The organism is Inquilinus sp. CAU 1745 (genome assembly GCF_039839375.1).
Taxonomy (GTDB): Bacteria; Pseudomonadota; Alphaproteobacteria; order DSM-16000; family Inquilinaceae; genus JBDOQU01.
Genome location: NZ_JBDOQU010000006.1, coordinates 151,963 through 168,827, shown reverse-complemented (window position 1 = coordinate 168,827; position 16,865 = coordinate 151,963). Strand labels below are relative to the sequence as shown.

General features: G+C 65.9%; 16 protein-coding genes. 7 read left to right on the top strand and 9 right to left on the bottom strand.

Features of this window, described 5'->3' with window-relative positions; all coding sequences use genetic code 11:
- The first annotated feature begins 5 nt into the window (after window positions 1-5).
- Window positions 6-1,856 carry a glycoside hydrolase family 15 protein gene (locus AAFN89_RS09655; RefSeq protein ID WP_347538452.1) on the top strand — a complete coding sequence of 617 codons (1,851 nt, stop codon included), beginning with the start codon at window positions 6-8 and terminating at the stop codon, window positions 1,854-1,856.
- On the opposite strand, the gene AAFN89_RS09650 is transcribed toward AAFN89_RS09655, so the two are convergent.
- Window positions 1,803-4,232 (bottom strand): transketolase, encoded by a 2,430-nt coding sequence (locus AAFN89_RS09650; RefSeq protein ID WP_347538450.1) that lies wholly within the window; start codon window positions 4,230-4,232, stop codon window positions 1,803-1,805. The two genes, AAFN89_RS09655 and AAFN89_RS09650, sit on opposite strands and share 54 nt — an antisense overlap.
- A gap of 54 nt (window positions 4,233-4,286) precedes the next feature.
- Between AAFN89_RS09650 and AAFN89_RS09645 the strand changes: the two genes are divergently transcribed.
- The 3 genes from AAFN89_RS09645 (at window position 4,287) to tatA (ending at window position 6,839) form a co-directional block, all read left to right on the top strand.
- The gene (locus AAFN89_RS09645) at window positions 4,287-5,555 is read left to right on the top strand and encodes a DUF445 domain-containing protein (RefSeq protein WP_347538448.1); all 1,269 of its coding nucleotides are present in this window, start codon (window positions 4,287-4,289) and stop codon (window positions 5,553-5,555) included.
- A gap of 135 nt (window positions 5,556-5,690) precedes the next feature.
- Entirely contained in the window at window positions 5,691-6,644 is a 954-nt protein-coding gene (gene secF, locus AAFN89_RS09640) for a protein translocase subunit SecF (RefSeq protein ID WP_347538446.1), read from the top strand.
- A gap of 6 nt (window positions 6,645-6,650) precedes the next feature.
- Window positions 6,651-6,839, top strand: a complete 189-nt coding sequence (gene tatA / locus AAFN89_RS09635) for a twin-arginine translocase TatA/TatE family subunit (RefSeq protein WP_347538444.1) — start codon at window positions 6,651-6,653, stop codon at window positions 6,837-6,839.
- 60 nt (window positions 6,840-6,899) lie between these two features.
- Here the strand turns inward: tatA and AAFN89_RS09630 are convergent, their stop codons facing one another.
- A complete protein-coding gene (locus tag AAFN89_RS09630; protein WP_347538442.1) occupies window positions 6,900-7,082 on the bottom strand; it encodes a CsbD family protein in 183 nt (60 codons plus the stop codon).
- 159 nt (window positions 7,083-7,241) lie between these two features.
- On the opposite strand from AAFN89_RS09630, the gene AAFN89_RS09625 reads away from it, so the two are divergent.
- Window positions 7,242-8,336, top strand: coding sequence for a Gfo/Idh/MocA family oxidoreductase (locus AAFN89_RS09625; RefSeq protein WP_347538440.1), 1,095 nt, complete (start codon window positions 7,242-7,244; stop codon window positions 8,334-8,336).
- A gap of 1 nt (window position 8,337) precedes the next feature.
- Here the strand turns inward: AAFN89_RS09625 and AAFN89_RS09620 are convergent, their stop codons facing one another.
- The 7 genes from AAFN89_RS09620 to AAFN89_RS09590 all read right to left on the bottom strand — a co-directional run bounded on the left by AAFN89_RS09620 (window position 8,338) and on the right by AAFN89_RS09590 (window position 15,314).
- Window positions 8,338-9,177: a carbohydrate ABC transporter permease gene (locus tag AAFN89_RS09620; RefSeq protein ID WP_347538438.1), complete on the bottom strand. Its 840-nt coding sequence runs from the start codon at window positions 9,175-9,177 to the stop codon at window positions 8,338-8,340.
- A 2-nt stretch (window positions 9,178-9,179) separates the two neighbouring features.
- Entirely contained in the window at window positions 9,180-10,109 is a 930-nt protein-coding gene (locus AAFN89_RS09615) for a sugar ABC transporter permease (RefSeq protein WP_347538436.1), read from the bottom strand.
- A gap of 145 nt (window positions 10,110-10,254) precedes the next feature.
- The gene (locus AAFN89_RS09610; protein ID WP_347538434.1) at window positions 10,255-11,541 is read right to left on the bottom strand and encodes an ABC transporter substrate-binding protein; all 1,287 of its coding nucleotides are present in this window, start codon (window positions 11,539-11,541) and stop codon (window positions 10,255-10,257) included.
- Window positions 11,542-11,837: 296 nt separating this feature from the next.
- On the bottom strand, window positions 11,838-12,314 hold the full coding sequence (locus AAFN89_RS09605; protein ID WP_347538432.1) for a hypothetical protein: 477 nt from the start codon (window positions 12,312-12,314) through the stop codon (window positions 11,838-11,840).
- Between the two features lie 139 nt (window positions 12,315-12,453).
- Window positions 12,454-13,995: a HAMP domain-containing sensor histidine kinase gene (locus AAFN89_RS09600; protein ID WP_347538430.1), complete on the bottom strand. Its 1,542-nt coding sequence runs from the start codon at window positions 13,993-13,995 to the stop codon at window positions 12,454-12,456.
- Entirely contained in the window at window positions 13,988-14,797 is an 810-nt protein-coding gene (locus tag AAFN89_RS09595; protein WP_347538428.1) for a response regulator transcription factor, read from the bottom strand. Before AAFN89_RS09595 ends, AAFN89_RS09600 begins: the two co-directional genes overlap by 8 nt.
- Entirely contained in the window at window positions 14,730-15,314 is a 585-nt protein-coding gene (locus AAFN89_RS09590) for a hypothetical protein (RefSeq protein ID WP_347538426.1), read from the bottom strand. The genes AAFN89_RS09595 and AAFN89_RS09590 overlap by 68 nt, the downstream gene beginning before the upstream one ends.
- A gap of 295 nt (window positions 15,315-15,609) precedes the next feature.
- On the opposite strand from AAFN89_RS09590, the gene AAFN89_RS09585 reads away from it, so the two are divergent.
- Both AAFN89_RS09585 and ykgO read left to right on the top strand, forming a co-directional pair.
- Window positions 15,610-16,509, top strand: a complete 900-nt coding sequence (locus AAFN89_RS09585; RefSeq protein ID WP_347538424.1) for a class I SAM-dependent methyltransferase — start codon at window positions 15,610-15,612, stop codon at window positions 16,507-16,509.
- Between the two features lie 116 nt (window positions 16,510-16,625).
- Window positions 16,626-16,751, top strand: a complete 126-nt coding sequence (gene ykgO, locus AAFN89_RS09580) for a type B 50S ribosomal protein L36 (protein ID WP_347538422.1) — start codon at window positions 16,626-16,628, stop codon at window positions 16,749-16,751.
- Window positions 16,752-16,865 lie beyond the last annotated feature (114 nt).

The following is a 16,865-nucleotide window of genomic DNA, read 5'->3' as shown; positions in this document are numbered from 1 at the left end:
AACGGATGGCCCTGCGAATCGAGGATTACGGCTTCATCGGCAACATGCATACGGCGGCGCTGGTCGGCCGCGACGGGTCGATCGACTGGCTTTGCCTGCCGCGCTTCGACAGCGCCGCCTGCTTCTCCGCCATATTGGGATCGGCCGACAATGGCCGCTGGCTGATCGCCCCCAGCGAAGGCGGGATGGCGGTCCGGCGGCAGTACCGGGAAGGAACGGCGATCCTGGAGACCACCTTCCAGACGGAGGAAGGCGAGGCGACCGTGATCGATTTCCTCGCCGATCCCGAACGGGACGGCAATGTGGAGCTGTTCCGGATCGTGCGCGGCAATCGCGGCACGGTGCGGATGCGGACTGAACTGGTCCTACGTCTCGATTACGGCCATGTGATCCCGTGGCTGCGGCGTCACGATTACGGGCTGACTGCCATCGCCGGCCCGGACGGGTTGCAACTCCGGACGCCGGTGCGGCTGGAAGGCCGGGACATGAAGACACGCGGGGAGTTCGACGTCCGCGCCGGCGACCGCATCCCGTTCACGCTGACGTGGTTCCCGTCCCACCTGCCGCTGCCGGGACCGCAGGACGCCGACATCGCCCTTTCGGAGGCGGAGGCGCGGTGGCGGCGCTGGTCGGCCCATTGCGCGCCGGTGGGAGAATGGACCGAGGCCGTATCGCGGTCGCTCATCACGCTGAAGGCCATGACCTACAGCCCGACCGGCGGGATCGTCGCCGCGCCCACGACCTCCCTCCCGGAGGAGATCGGCGGGGTAAGGAACTGGGACTACCGGTTCTGTTGGATCAGGGACGCCACGCTGACGCTCTACGCGCTCATCACCTCGGGCTATCGGGAGGAGGCGCGGGCCTGGCGCGAATGGCTGCTGCGGGCGGCGGCGGGGGAGCCGTCCCGGCTGCAGATCATGTACGGCATCTCCGGCGAACGCCGGCTGCAGGAATTCGAGCTTCCGTGGCTGCCTGGCTATGAGGGGTCGGCCCCGGTGCGGGTCGGCAACGGCGCGCATGGGCAGCTTCAGATCGACGTCTATGGAGAGCTGATGGACGCGCTCCACGTCGCGCGGAAGCATGAGCTGGAGGTCTATGAGGAAAGCTGGACGCTCCAGAAGGCGATCATCGGTCATCTTGAGGAGATCTGGGACAGCGCGGACGCCGGCATCTGGGAGATGCGCGGCCCGCCCCGTCATTTCACCCATTCGCGGATGATGGCGTGGGTCGGGGTCGACCGGGCGGTCAAGGCGGTGGAGACGTTCGGGCTGGAAGGGCCGGTCGATCGCTGGCGGGAATTGCGCGACCGCATCCATGACGATGTCTGCGCCAACGGGTTCGACACAGAACTCAACAGTTTCGTCCAGTATTATGGCGGCAAGACCGTCGATGCGTCGCTGCTGCTGATGGCGCAGGTCGGCTTCATCGACGCCGAGGACCCGCGCTTCGCCGGCACCGTCGCGATGATCGAACGGGAGTTGCTGGTCGACGGGCTGGTGCTGCGTTACCGGACGGAGCACGACACCGACGGCCTGCCAGGAGACGAGGGGGCGTTCCTCGCCTGCTCCTTCTGGCTCGCCGACGCCTACATCCTCATGGGGCGCTATGAGGAGGCAAGGAAGCTGTTCGACTATCTGCTGTCGCTGCGCAACGATCTGGGCCTGCTGGCGGAGGAATACCATCCGCATGTCGACCGTCAGCTCGGCAACTTCCCGCAGGCCTTCTCCCACATCGCGCTGGTCAACACGGCGCAGAATCTGGCGTCGTACAAGGCACCGGCGCGCGACCGTTCGGACGGCGCGTCAGCGGAAACCGCCCGGCAGCCGATCCAGACAGAGGGACGCCACGGCATCTAGGATCGCTTCGGCGTCCAGCCGGTAGGCGTCGTACAGTTCGGCGATCGAGCCGGTCTGGCCGAAATGCTCCACGCCCAGCGGCCGGATGCGGTGGCCCTTCACCGATCCGACCCAGCCCAGCGCCATCGGATGAGCGTCGGTCACCGTCACCAGTCCGGCCTCCGGCGCCAGCCGCCCCAGCAGCTTTTCCAGATGGCTTTCCGCGCCCTTCGCGCCGGCGGTCTGGCGGGCGCGTTCGGCGGCCAGCCAGCCGGCGTTCAGCCGGTCGGCGGAGGTGACGGCCAGCAGCCCGGCGCCGGGGATGTCGTCCAGAAGCTTCTCATGAGCCTCCAGCGCCTCCGCCGCCACCGCGCCGGTATAGAGGATGGCGAGTTCCGCCTCCTCGGCCGGCTCCCTCAGCCAATAGCCGCCGGCGAGGATGTCACGGCGCAGCGCGTCGCTCATCGGCCTTTCCGGCTGGGCGAGGGAGCGCGTCGACAAGCGGAGATAGACGGAGCCGCCGGCCACGTCGCGCAGCCATTCGTTCTCCGAAAGGCCGCTGCCGTCGCGCTGCATGTAGTCGAAGGCCCAGGCCATGATGACCGCCAGCTCGTCGACATAAGCGGGCTCGAAGGCCGCCAGCCCGTCCTGGGCCATGCCGATCAGCGGCGTGCCGATCGACTGGTGCGCCCCGCCTTCGGGCGCAAGCGTGATGCCGGACGGCGTCGCGACCAGCAGGAAGCGGGCGTCCTGGTAGCAGGCGTAGTTCAGCGCATCGAGCCCGCGCTGGATGAACGGGTCGTAGAGCGTGCCCACTGGCAGCAGCCTTTCCCCGAACACCGAATGGCTGAGGCCGAGTGCGGCCAGCAGCAGGAACAAATTGTTCTCCGCGATCCCCAGCTCGATATGCTGGCCGTCGGGCGACATCGCCCAGCGCTGGGCGGACACCACCTTCTGCTCCTTGAACACGTCCTCACGCGGATGGCGGTCGAAGATGCCCCGCCGGTTGACCCAGCCGCCCAGATTGGTCGACACGGTGACGTCGGGGGAGGTGGTGACGATCCGCTGGGCCAGCGGGCTGTCTTCCCTGGCGATTTCCGCCAGCAGGCGGCCAAAGCCTTCCTGGGTCGACATCTCCGGCGGCATCTTGATCGGCAGGGATTTCGGCGCGGCGACCCTCTCGGCGGCCAGCCGGCGGCGGCCCCTGGCGTTGAACGGCGTCCGGTCGAGGAAGGATCGAAGCTCCGCCTCCTCGGCCTCCAGTCCCGCGAACGGCTCCCATTCCGCGCCCTGGGGTACGTCGTTACGGGCCTGGAATTCCGCCATCTGCTCAGGATTCATCAGCCCCGCATGGTTGTCCTTGTGGCCGGCGAAGGGCAGGCCGTGGCCTTTCACGGTATAGGCGATGAAGACGGTCGGCCGATCGTCCTCTATGCCATGGAATGCCTCAAGGCAGGTCTCCATGTCGTGGCCGCCCAGATTGGTCATGAGGACGGCCAGATCCTCGTCGTCATGCCGGTCCAGCAGCGCCGCTATCCCCGGCTCCTCGCCGATGTCGGCCAGGACCTGCCGCCGCCACGCCGCGCCGCCTTGATAGGTCAGGGCGGAATAGAGGGAGTTCGGGCATTCGTCGATCCACCGGCGAAGCGCAGCACCACCTTTCTGCCGGAAGGCCGTCTCCAGCTTCTTGCCGTATTTCAGCGTCACGACCCGCCAGCCCATGCCGGCGAACAGCTTGTCGATCTGGCCGAACAGCCGGTCCCGGACCACGGCGTCCAGGCTCTGGCGGTTATAGTCGATCACCCACCAGACGTTCCGGACATCGTGCTTCCAGCCTTCCAGCAGCGCCTCGTAGACATTGCCCTCATCCAGTTCCGCGTCGCCGACAAGCGCGATCATCCGCCCCTTCGGCCAGTCCTTCTTCGCCCAGCCCTTCATCTGGACATAGTCCTGCGTAAGCGCGGCGAAGCTGGTCATCGCGGCGCCGAGGCCGACGGAGCCGGTGGAGAAATCCACATCGTCGGAATCCTTGGTCCGCGACGGGTAGGATTGCGCGCCGCCCAACCCGCGGAACCGCTCCAGCTTCTCCCGCGTCTGATTGCCCAGCAGATACTGGATCGCGTGGAAGATGGGGCTGGCGTGCGGCTTCACCGCCACCCGGTCCTCCGGCCGAAGCACGTCGAAATAGAGCGCCGTCATCAGCGTGGCGAGGGAGGCGGAGGAGGCCTGGTGTCCGCCCACCTTCAAACCGTCACGATTGGGCCTGATATGATTGGCGTTATGGATGGTCCAGGCGGCAAGCCAGAGAACCTTGCGCTGAAGCGCGTCGAGCAGGCGCAGCTTTTCCCGGAGGACGGTGTCGGCCGTGTCTGTCCGGCGGGCGGCGCTGCGGGTCATCTGCTCGTCTCCTTGTCTCGGGCGACCGGACATTAGCACGCCATCCGCCCGCCGATGAAAGCCGAACCGACATCCGTCGCGACCGATGCGCTGGAGGAAAAGCGCCGTACCTTCGTGCGCCACCGGACGCTCGCAACCGGCCTGCTGCTGCTGGCGGCGGCGATCTTCGCCGCGACCTGGATCGCGCCTGATCCCGGCGTCTGGATTCAACTGATCCGCGCCGGCAGCGAGGCGGCGATGGTCGGCGGGCTGGCGGACTGGTTCGCGGTGACCGCTCTGTTCCGCCGGCCGCTCGGCCTGCCGATCCCGCACACAGCTCTCGTCCCCCGCAACAAGGACAGGATCGGCGCCGGGCTGGGCGCATTCGTGGAACGGAACTTCCTGGACCCGTCGCTGGTGGGTGCAAGGCTGCGCCTCCTCGATCCGGGAGCGATGATCGCCCGATGGCTGAGCCGCCGGGAGAACGCCGACGCGGTGGCGGAGCGGATCGTCGCGGCCGTGCCGGTGGTGATGGAGACGATAGACGATCGCACGGTGCGGGACTTCCTGCGCCGCGCGCTCGAACGCCAGATCGACAAGGTCGACCTGGCGCCGCTCCTGTCCCGCCTGCTGGCCCTGCTGACCGAAGGCGGCCACCATCAGGCGGTCTTCGACCAGGCGATCCGGATCGCGCGGCGCCTGCTGCTGGAGAATGAGGACCGGATCTATGAGATGGTCGGGGAGCGAAGCCGCTGGTGGGTGCCCACGACCGTCGATCGAAGGGTCGCCGAGGCGCTGGTCGCCGGGGCGATCGATCTTCTGGGCGATCTGGCCCAACCCGACCATCCGGCGCGCGCCCGGTTCGAACGGGCGGTGGTCGATCTAACCGACCGGCTGGCCCGGTCCCCCGACGCCCAGGCGAAGGTGGCGGCGATCAAGGCGGAACTGCTGCGCAACCCGGCGGTGGAGGACTATATGCTGTCGCTATGGTCGGGTCTGAGGGCGCGCATCGTCGGCGGGGCGGCGGCGGAAAGCTCTACGATCCGCGGCGCGCTGGCCGGCGGCCTGCAATCGCTTGGCGGCGCGCTTCTGGCGGATGACGGCATGCGCGGCCGGCTCAATCGCCGGATCGAGAAGGCGGTGCTGGGGCTGGTCGTCCCCTTTCGGGCGGAGATCGGGGCCTTCATCGCCGATGTCGTGCGCCGCTGGGACGCGCGCACCCTGACGGAGAGGCTGGAGGTGGAGGTCGGGCGCGATCTCCAGTTCATCCGGGTCAACGGCACCATCGTCGGTGCGCTGGTCGGCTGCGCCCTCTTCGGCATCTCCCGGCTGCTGGGACATTGAGCCGCGATCCCTGCTGGGGCGGCGCATTGCGTGACGGGACCGACAAGGGTAAATAGGCGGCTTCCGTCCACGCGTGCTCGCGCCCGCCATGGCGGACGGCAGCTTTTTGAACTTGTTCGGCGGAAACCGATTTCCATGCGTCCCATTCGCTTCGTACCCCAGAATACCCGCTTCGATTTCGTGCGCTGGCGTCTGGTCGCCTTCGTCTTCACCGCGATCATCCTGCTGGCGTCGATCGGGGGGCTGGTCTTCAAGGGGCTCAATCTGGGCATCGATTTCGAAGGCGGATTGCTGATGGAGGTCCGCAGCGAGGAGACGGTGGACATCGGCGAGGTCCGCTCGCAACTCGGCGCGCTCGGTCTCGAGGGCATCAACCTCCAGGAGTTCGGCAACAATCGTGACCTGCTGATCCGCGTCCAGCTTCCGGAGGAAGGCGGCGAGGAAGCCCAGCAGGCGGTGGTCGACCAGATCAGAACGACGCTGGGCGAAGGCTACGACTACAGGCGCGTGGAATTCGTCGGGCCGACGGTCGGTGCGGAATTGCTGCGCGACGGCATCCTGGCGACCGGTCTTGCGGTGCTCGCCATCGCCGCCTATGTCGCGTTCCGCTTCGAATGGCAGTTCGGCGTTTCAGCCCTGGTCGCGACCTTCCACGACGTGTTCACGGCGATGGGCCTGTTCGCAGTGCTGGGGCTGGAATTCGACATGACGGCGATCGCCGCGCTGCTGACCCTTGCCGGCTATTCGATCAATGACACGGTCGTCGTCTTCGACCGGATCCGCGAAAGCCTGCGGAAGCAGAAGAAGGCGGACCTGAAGACACTCATCAACGCCAGCCTCAACGAAACCCTGTCGCGCACGATCCTGACGGGCGGAACGACGCTGGTGGCCGTACTTTCGCTGCTGTTCTTCGGTGGCCCGACTCTATTTAACTTTAGTCTGGCGCTCGCCTGGGGCATTGTTATCGGGACTTTCTCGTCGATCTTCGTCGCCGCCGCGTTGCTGCTCTACATGCCGCCGGTGGGCGGGCGGGCGACGGGCCTGGAAACAGACGATGCCGGCCCCGCGCCGGCGACTGTGAAGGAGTAGCGCACCATGGGCAGTTTCAGCCTGATGCATTGGGTGGTCGTTCTGGCGGTGGTCGTCCTGGTCTTCGGCGCCGGCCGCATCCCCCGGGTGATGGGCGACATGGCCAAGGGAATCCGGTCATTCCAGTCCGGCATGAAGGCCGAACCTGAAGAAGAGAAGGCGAACCCGCCGGCGCGTTCCGATACCGCCGCCTGATCGGGCGCCTGATCGCTGTGCGATGGAGGGCCGGACGCGTACCGGCCCTCAACATCGGCCTTAGTATTTCTGCTTGTCCCGTTCGCGGTCCTTCGCCTTGCCGACGGCGGAGTGAACCTTCCCGGTCGCCTTATCGAGTTTACCCTCGGCTTCCAGCCGCTTGTTGCCGACGGCCTTTCCGGCCGCCTCCTTGACGCCGCCCTTGGCCTGCTTGCCCGCGCCTTCGGTTCGGTTCTTGTCCATCGTCCTTGCGTCCTCTTCTGGAGAGATGCGTTTACGAGAATTCCTGAACGGACGGCGCTGCCGCCGCGTTCCCAAAGGCGCTTCGCTTCATTGACATCTCTTCGCCCGGCGGACTGCAATGCCGTCCGATGAGAGATCGAGTCGCAGAGGAGACGCCGGGTGAGCAGGAAGGTGCGGGTGCTGGTCGTGGGGCTGGGGCATATGGGGCTGTCCCATGCCAAGGCCTATGCGAAGCTGGATGGGTTCCAGGTGGTGGGCCTCTGCGCCCGGACACCGCGTGGACGGGACGAGTTGCCGCCCGCGCTTGCCGATATCCCGCAATATGACGATTACGCCACGGCGCTGGCCGCGCTGAAGCCCGACGCCGTGTCGATCAACACCTGGTCGGACACCCATGCCGACTATGCCGTCGCCGCCTTCGCCGCCGGGGCGCATGTGTTCGTCGAGAAGCCGTTGGCGGAAACGGCTGCCGACGCCGAACGCGTGGTCGCCGCCGCCAACGCCGCCGGACGCAAGCTGGTCGTTGGCTACATCCTGCGCCACCACCCGTCCTGGACCAAGCTGGTGGAACTGGCGCGGGGACTCGGCAAGCCGCTGGCGATGCGGATGAACCTGAACCAGCAATCGATCGGTGAGGCGTGGGCCTGGCACAAGGACCTGATGAAGACCCTGTCGCCGATCGTCGATTGCGGGGTCCACTATGTCGACATCATGTGCCTGATGACCGGCGCGAAGCCGGTCCGCGTCCATGGCGTCGGCGTCCGGCTGTCCGATGAGATCGCGCCGGAGATGTATAATTACGGCCAGCTTCAGGTCACGTTCGACGACGGCTCCGTCGGCTGGTACGAGGCCGGCTGGGGCCCGATGATGAGCGAGGTCGCGTTCTTCGTGAAGGACGTCATCGGGCCGAAGGGCGCCGTCAGCATCACCATGGCGGAGGAAGGTGCTGCGACCGGAGAAGGGGCGGGGGAGACCGCCTCGTCGGACATGAACACCCATACGAAGACCAGCGCCATCCGGCTGCACCATTCGGCCCTGAAGCCGGACGGGACGCTGGCGAAGCCCGACGAAGTGCTGACCATGGCCGACGAACCCGACCATGACGCCCTGTGCGAGCGGGAGCAGGCCTTCTTCCTGGACGCGATCCTGAACGACCGCGACCTCTCCGGCCACATGGAGGATGCGGTCAACAGCCTGAAGATCGTTCTGGCCGCGGACGAGAGCATCCGGTCGGGCAAGGTGGTGGAGGTTTAGGCTATTTCACCGCGCCGCTGGTCAGGCCGCGGATGAGCTGGCGGGAGAAGATCAGGTAGAGCGCGAGGATCGGGACCATCGCCAGCGTCAGCGAGGCTAGAACTGCGTTCCAGTCGGTCACGTACTGGCCGATGAACTGCTGGACGCCCAGCGTAATCGTCCGCGTGTCCTCGCCTGGCGCCAGGATCAGCGGGAACCAGAGGTCGTTCCAGATCGGGATCATGGTGAAGACCGCGACCGTCGCCATGATCGGCCGGGTCAGCGGCAGGACGATCCGGCGGAAGATCTTGTATTCGCTGACGCCGTCGCAGCGTGCGGCGTCCTTCAACTCCCTCGGGATCTGCCGCATGAATTCCGACAACAGGAACACCGCCAGCGGCAAGCCCTGGGCGGTATAGACCAGGATCAGCGACCACAGCGTGTTGACGATCCCCAGATCGACCGACAGCCGCAGGATGGAGATCGTGCCCAGCCGGATCGGTATCATGATGCCTAGCGCCAGGTAGATCGCCAGGAAGGTGTTGCCGGGGAACTCGTATTCCGACAGCGCCCAGGCCGCCATGGCCCCGCAGATCAGCACCAGGAACAGGGCCGCCAGAGTGACGATCATGCTGTTGGCGAAATAGATCTCGAACTCCGACCGCCGGATGACCGTGACGAAGCCTTCCAGGCTGAAGGTCGAAGGCGTCGGCAGGGCCAGAGGATCGCCGAAGATCGCCCGCCGGCTCTTCACGGAGTTGATCAGGATAACGATGATCGGGAAGAGCGCGATCACGGTATAGGCGATCAGCACCCCGTGGATCGCCAGCGCGCTGCGCCGTTTTTCGGTGGGACGCGCCATGGCTATAGCTCGTAGCGCTGGATGCGCCGCTGGATGATGAAGAAATAGATCATCACGCCCGTCAGGATGATGAGGAACATCAGGGTCGCGACCGCCGCGCCCATGGTCGGGTCGCCGAGTTGAAGCTGGAAGCCGAAGAAGGTGCGGTAGAACAGCGTGCCCATGATGTCGGTCGCGAAGTCCGGTCCGGCCAGCGCGCCCTTGACCGCGTAGATCAGATCGAAGGCGTTGAAGTTGCCGACATAGGTCAGGATCGAGACCGCGCCTACGGTCGGCAGGATGAGCGGCAGCTTGATCCGCCAGAAGATGGTCATCTGGCTGGCGCCGTCGACCGTGGCCGCGTCGACCAGATCGTCCGGAATGTTCAGCAGCGCGGCATAGATCAGCATCATCGGGATGCCGATGAACTGCCAGACGGAGATCAGCGCCAGCGTGATCAGCGCGGAGCTTTCCTCCCCCAGCCAGGGCCCGAAGAGCGCCCCCAGCCCGATCGCGTCCAGCATGCTTTCCGAGACGCCCCAGAGAGGGCTCAGGATCAGTTGCCAGACGAAGCCGACGATGACGACCGACAGCATGGTCGGCATGAACATCAGCGTCCGGTAGCCATGGCGGAAGCGCAGGCGCGGCACGCTCAAGAGCGCCGCCAGCAGGATGCCCACCGGGTTCTGCACCGCCATGTGGATCAGGAAGAAGACGACGTTGTTGCTCAGCGCGTTCCAGAAGGATTCCGACCAGCGCGGGTCGGTCAGCAGCGTCACGTAGTTGGCGAGGCCGGCGAAGATTTCCTCCCCGCCCTCGGTCCCGGTAAAGAGGCTGAGCCGCATGCTGTCGGCCAGCGGATAGATCGAGAAGACCGTGTAGATCAGCGTCGCCGGGGCGAGGAATACCAGGATATGGAACGGGAACGGCTTCCGCCGTCGGGATGACGCCATGCCGGCTGCTTTCGTTTCGTGGACCGGGTTGGAAACTCCCCCTCACCCAACCCTCTCCCACAAGGGGAGAGGGCTAACAACTTCACCCTCTCCCCTTGTGGGAGAGGGAGGGACCCGCGAAGCGGGAGGGTGAGGGGACCGTCGCTTACTCAGCCGGCGTGTACCAGCTATCCAGGCCGGTCTGGATCTGCTCGGCGGCCTCTTCGGGCGTCAGGGTGCCGTTGATGACCTGGGCGCTGACGTTCCACAGCTCGTTCTCCAGGTTCGGCTCTCCACGGGAGAGGATCTGATAGGAGTTGCGGATGGTCGATTCGCACTCGCCGCGCCAGCTCTGGAATTCGGCGGCCAGCGGATCTTCCAGCGTCACCTCATGGTTGGACAGCGAGAAGAAGCCCGGCAGCGCGTTGGCGTAGAGCGACGCGAACTCCGCCGTCGTCATCCATTCCAGGAAGGCCTTGGCGGCTTCCGGGTTGTCGGTGGCGGTGTTCATGCCCATCGCGATGTCGGTATGGTCGCTGATGTAGCAGGCATCGCCTTCCTCCGGAACCGGCGGCGGGAAGGCTCCCATCTCGAACAGCGCCTGCTCGTTGAAGACGGAGATGTCCCACGACCCGGCGGGGTAGACCGCCGCCCGGCCCAGCGTGAACAGGTTCTGCGAATCCGGATAGGTCTGGGCGGTATAGCCCTCGCCCAGATAGGGCGCCCATTCCGCCAGCGCCTGGAAGACGGCGACGTAGTTGGGGTCGGTGAACTTGTCTTCCCCGGCGATCAGCGCCAGCCGGCCTTCCTCGCCGCCCCAGTAGTTCGGGCCGATATTCTGGAAGCCCATGGTCGCGGCCTCCCATTGATCGGCGGTGCCCATGGCCATCGGGGTGTAGGTGCCGTCTTCCTTGACCTTGTCCAGGAGGGCATGGAATTCCGCGACCGTCGTCGGTTCCTCCAGCCCCAACTCCTCGAATATCTCCGTATTGTAGAGGAAGCCGTGGATCACCGAAGCCATCGGCACGCAGAAGATGTCCGACCCGTCGTCGGTCACCCAGGCGCTCTTCGCCACGTCGGAGAAATTCTCCATGCCGGGCAGATCGTTCAGCGACGCCAGATGACCCTGCTGGAACAGGGCGAGGGAGGCGTCGAACGGCCGGCAGGTGATCAGGTCCCCGGCGGTGCCGGCCTGCAGCTTGGCATTGAGCGCGGCGTTGTATTCCGCCGGCGCGGAGGGCGAGAAGGTGACTTCGACATCGGGATAATGTTCGTTGAACGCCGGGATGATGACGTCTTCCCAGATCGCCAGATCGTCGTTCCGCCAGCTCTCGATCACCAGTTCGCCCGATTGCGCCGAAGCGGTCGCCGGGATGGCGAGCGCCAGGGCGACGAGCGATGCGCCGCGGAGCCAGCCGCTAAGTTTCCTGGATTGGAACCCCCTGTTCGCCATTGCTTGTTATGGTCGCCGGACGTCATGCAAAGGGGCGGTCCGGCATTATTCGACGAGGGATCGTGCGGCGCTCCCAAAAGCAATGTCAAGCAACCCGCCGGCCCGCGGCAGCGGCGCAATGGCCTATTTAACGGGGAATTTCAATCTATGGTCGCGTCGCTATAGTTGCGCGCTCATGTCGAGCGCAACTGCGCCCGTGTCGCTGCTCGCACTGGTCATGAGGTGGTATTGTCCGGAAGGGCGCCGATAAAAAATCCGGGCATGACGGCGGCCACCGTCACGCCCGGTTGGGAAGGTCAAGTGGGATGGTTGGCGGCGCAAGCGCCATCCAGGAACGCTCGGGGAGCGGAGGAGAGTTCGGCGACCACGTCACCGGAGTCCAGGACCTCCGATGAGGCTTTGTGGATGCCGGCGACCTCCACGACCGCGTAGTGCGGCCAGGATGGCTGCCGCAACATATCGGTCACCTCTTCAAGAACCCGGCGGGTCGCCGTCTGCCCGGTCTCGCTTGTCCGGACGAGCAGAAGCACCGCGGAGCCATCGGCCCGCCAGTCCATCGTGAAGGCCGCGCCGAAGCGCTCTTCGATCAGGGTCCGCGCCGACGGGGTCGCGACCGCCGAAACGCCATGGACCCTGAGACGGAACAGGGACACCTGAAGATTGGCGCAGCCCAGCAGGCGAAGCGTCCAGTCCAGGGAACCGGCGCGCAACGCATCCGGCACGTCCGAGGCAGGACAGCCGACCGATGCCGAGGAGGCGATATTCAGGGACATGCCGTTGGCTCCGTCTCAACAGCCAGAGGGTTCACCGAAGAACCCTCACGGCACGAAAAAAGCATAGCCAACTTATTGAAATTGCTGGTGTGTCAAAGCTGTGATGGGTTAACGAAAATTAACTATCAGGGGCCCATCTTTAGCGCGCCAGCGGCAGGGCGACCCGCACCACCAGTCCGCGATCGGCATGGTTCAGCGCGGCCACGTCGCCGCCCAGCGCCAGCACGTTCTGCCGGACGATCCAGAGCCCTATGCCGAAATGCGTCTCCTCGCTGGGCAGGGGCGCGTTGACCGCCATCACCATCGCCGGCCGGTCGCTGTAGTACCGCTCGAAGATGCGGGCCAGCTTCTCCGGCGCGACGCCGGGGCCGTGGTCGCGGATGGTCAGCTCCGCCTTGTCCCGCAGCTTGCGCAGGCGAATTTCGATCGAGCCGCCGGGGAGGGAGAAGGAAGCCGCGTTGTCGAGGATGTTCTCCACGATCGTCTCGATCATGTCCTCCGTCGCACGGACCTTCAGGTTCGGCTCCAGCTCCGCATCGAAATGGATGTTGCGGGTGGAATGGACGGCCGTCGCGCCCTTGACCATCCGGGTCATCAGCTTGCTCAAATCCAGCTCGTGCATGGTCGGGTCGACAAGGTCGGCCGTCGCCTCGTCCATGCGCCGCGCGCCGGACACCAGAGTGTCCAGCTTGTGGACCGACAGCTCGATCATCTCGATCGACAGCCGGCCGCGCCGTTCTTCCCCGATCAGCCGCTTCAGCGGCTCGACCGACTGGCGGATGACGCCGATCGGGGTCTTGAAGGCGTGGGCGTTGTCCTCCGCCGCCTGGCGGATATCCTCCGCCGACCGCCGCAGCCGGTCGACCAGCCGGTCGAAATCCTGTGCCACGCTGTCCAGTTCCGGCAGCCGGTTCTGCGCGGCGAAGCGCACGGTGCCGTCATCATTGACGCCGATCTTCCGCGCCAGCCGGCCGAACCGGCGCAGGTTGCGCCAGATGTCGACGAACATCGCCAGCGCCAGCATCGCCATCGCGACATAGATCAGCGCCGCGGCCTTGATCTCCGGCGTCTGCCAGTATTCCTGACCCAGCGACGTGCCCAGCAGGGCGTCGGTGGCCTGGGAGGTGACGACCGCCCAGCAGCCGAAGACGGTGTTGATCGGCGTGATCGAGGTGACGATCTCCCCGCCATCCTCCTGGCCGCCCAGACGCAGCGCCAGCGGCACCTCGCCCTCGCAGCTCATGGCCAGCCGGTCGAGGATGCCGCGGGCCATCAGCTCCTCCCGCTCCGCATCCATGAAGCCGATGCTGACCTGTGGCGCGGAGGCGACATAGAAGAACCCGCTGACCCCGCTCGCCCGGCTGGGCAGCAGCAGCAGCCGGATGCGCGTCCCGTCGTCCGCCAGCAGCGCCAGATCGTCGGAAAGGTCGGCCGGTATGCCGTTCGACGCGCTTTTCAGGCGCGGCCCCAGCGCGGCGGCAATCAACTGCCCCTGGCGCTGCGCGCTGTCCAGAAGCAGGGTCTGCTTGTCCTCGTCCGCCGCTTCGAACTGCTGATAGATCAGGATCGGCATGGCGACGAACACCACCACCAGCACGATCAGCCGAAGGGCGAGCGAGCGGAAGAAGCGGCCCAGGCCGCTGCCGCCTTGCGCGGGTATGTAGGGGCCGCCGTCAGTCATGCGGTTCCAACCACCGATAGCCGAAGCCGGGATAGTTCTCGACCTGCTCGAAATCCGGATCGATCGCCCGGAATTTCTGCCGGATGCGCTTGATGAAGGCGCGGACGTTGGAGCGGTAGCCGACATCGCCATAGCCCGCGATGAATCCAGCCCCGCGCGCCAGATCGTAGATCTCCCGGTAGGAGACGTCCCGGCCGGCGCGCGTCGCCAGCATGTTGATGATCTTGAACTCGGTCAGAGTCAGGTCGACGGGCTTGCCGCGCCACTGCGCCCGGCAATCCTCCTGGAGCAGGTCGAGGTCGCCGATCTTCAGCACCGGCGCGCCGCCCTGCGCGCCCGCCTGGGCCGACGCGCCGCCGGCGGCCGCCTTCCGGCCCTCGACGATAAGCTGCATCCGCTTCAGCAGGATCGACAGGCTGCGCGACTTCTCCACGAAATCGATCGCGCCGCCGGCCAGCGCCGCTTCCTCGTAGATCTGGTCCGACAGCACGGTCAGGAAGATGACCGGCACGTCCACGCCGCTTTCGCGCAGGCGGTGCAGGACCTTGATGCCGTCCACTTCGGGCATCCGCCAGTCCAGCAGCACGATATCGGCCGCGCCGCCGGAGGCGAAATAGTCCAGGCCCTTCTGGCCGCGGTCGAACGTCAGGACGTCGAAGCCTTCGTCCGACAGGTTTAGGCCGAGCGCCTCCCGGAACAGGTCGTCGTCGTCGATCAGGACGACGCGGCCGGCATTACCCCCGTTCGGGGTCGGTTTGGGCGGTGAAATCGGCAAGACATTGTTGCTCAGACTGTGCGGCATCACCATCACCGGTTACCTCGTAGGAGAGCACCCGCATCTGGCGGGTGGCGACCTCCATGAAGAAGAAAACCTGGACCGTGCAACCCTGCGCACCGTCACCATACTGCCACCGGATTCCCGGTGGGGCCTCCAGGATCTGCGTGGGGTCGCCGTAGCGAGCCCGCATCTCCTCCTCGTTCAGGCCGATCAGCGCCGAGGCCGGCCGGCTGGGCTGCAGGGCCAGTTCGCCTGTAGCCGCCGCCTCATCCTCCGGCGGCAGCGCGGCGACCTCCAGCGTGGAGCCCTCTGGCCGGTCGGCCGGTTTACCATCCGGTTTGGGCGGAAGCCCACCCAGTTCGCCGGCCAGCCTTACCTGGGCCATGTCGACCGCCGGCGGCTGCACGCGCTTGGTGACGCATGCCGCCAGCAAGGCGAGCGAGGCGCAAGCCACGATGACGACCTTGACCGGTGCATTGGTCCTGGCGGACCGGACGGACTGCTTGGCCTGGAAGGGCCGGACGGACGGACCGCAGATCATAGAACGAGTGCCCCGGGGGTGCGTTGTGTCAGGGTCGCGCGGATATGGTTAACTTACAATTAAGAACCGCCGGGTCGGGACCGGCTTTCGACAGAAAAGTGAGAAAAGAGGGTCGGCCTGTCCCGTGGCATGGCGGTTCCTTTCACAACGAAGGAGGCGGCGCCGGGTTCCAGCGCCGTTTCCGTTGACGGATGGGGCTTAACCGGTCCTTAACATAGGATCGTCTAAGGCCAAGAAACGCCTGAACGTGGCTTTTGTGCGACCTTTTCTCCAAGGCGAGGGCATCGCTCGCAGCATGACCGCATCTATCGGAATGCCCTGGAAGACCCGTTTGAAGGCCTGGTGGGAAGGTTACGACCTTTCCGGCCTGGGGCGGCGCGGCGGCGATGACGGCCTGGATGAGCCCGGCCCCTCCGACGGCCCCCATTCCGACTATTGGTCGGCGACCCGGATAGAGATCGTGGAGATGGTCTGGGGCAAGGGTTTCCACACGCCCGGCGGCGACGACTGGATCCCGACGCTGATCAAGCCCTTCGGCCTGGATGAGAGTATGAGTGTGCTCGACCTCGGCGCCGGGCTGGGCGGCGCGTCGCGGCATATGGCGCTGACCACGGGCGCATGGATCACGGGGCTGGAGGCCGATCCCGTGCTGGCCCATGCCGGCATGCACCGCTCGACGGCGGCGGGGCTGGAGAAGCGGGCGCCGATCGGCCTCTTCGATCCCGAGGATCCAGAGTTCGACAAGCGTTACGACGCCGTCTTCTCGAAGGAACTGATGTTCACGATCGGCGACAAGCGCCGCATGATCGACCATGTGCTGAAGGCGCTGAAGCCGCGTGCGCATTTCCTGTTCACCGATTATGTCCTGGCCGACGGCGCCGCCAAGGGGCCGGCGGTGACAAGCTGGCTGAAGGGGGAGGCCCCGCCGGCCCATCCGGCGACCGTGTCCCAGACGAAGAAGCTGCTGGAAAGCGCCCTGTTCGACATCCGCATCGCGGAGGACGTGACCGATGCTTACCGGCACCGTATCGTCACCGCCTGGGAGAAGCTGTCGGAGATCATCGCCCAGCGGGGCAAAGCCGACGACGAGACGCAGGCGCTTATCCTCGCCGAAGCCGAATCCTGGTTCCGCCGCGTCGCCGCCTTCGACGCCGGCGCGCTCCGGGTCTATCGTTTCTACGCGTTGGCGCCTTAGGCTCACGGAAGCCCGTTTTCCCGCGCTTGACAGCGTCTGGCTCCCTAGTTACGTTGCCGCCGCTTTTTGATCCGGCCTCGACACCCGTTCGGGGCCGTCTTTGATGGATGGGTGTCATGAAGGTCGTCAACTCGCTCAAGAGCCTGAAGAACCGGCATCGCGCGTGCCGCGTCGTCCGGCGCAAGGGCCGCGTCTACGTCATCAACAAGGAGAACCCGCGGTTCAAGGTCCGCCAGGGCTGATCCGCCGCGCGGGATTCGCTCCCGCGTCTTCTCAGTGATGACCGTCGAACCGCGCCTTCCGGCGCGGTTTTTCGTTTCCGGGCTATGTCCGGAATCTTCATTTTTCCTCGACAG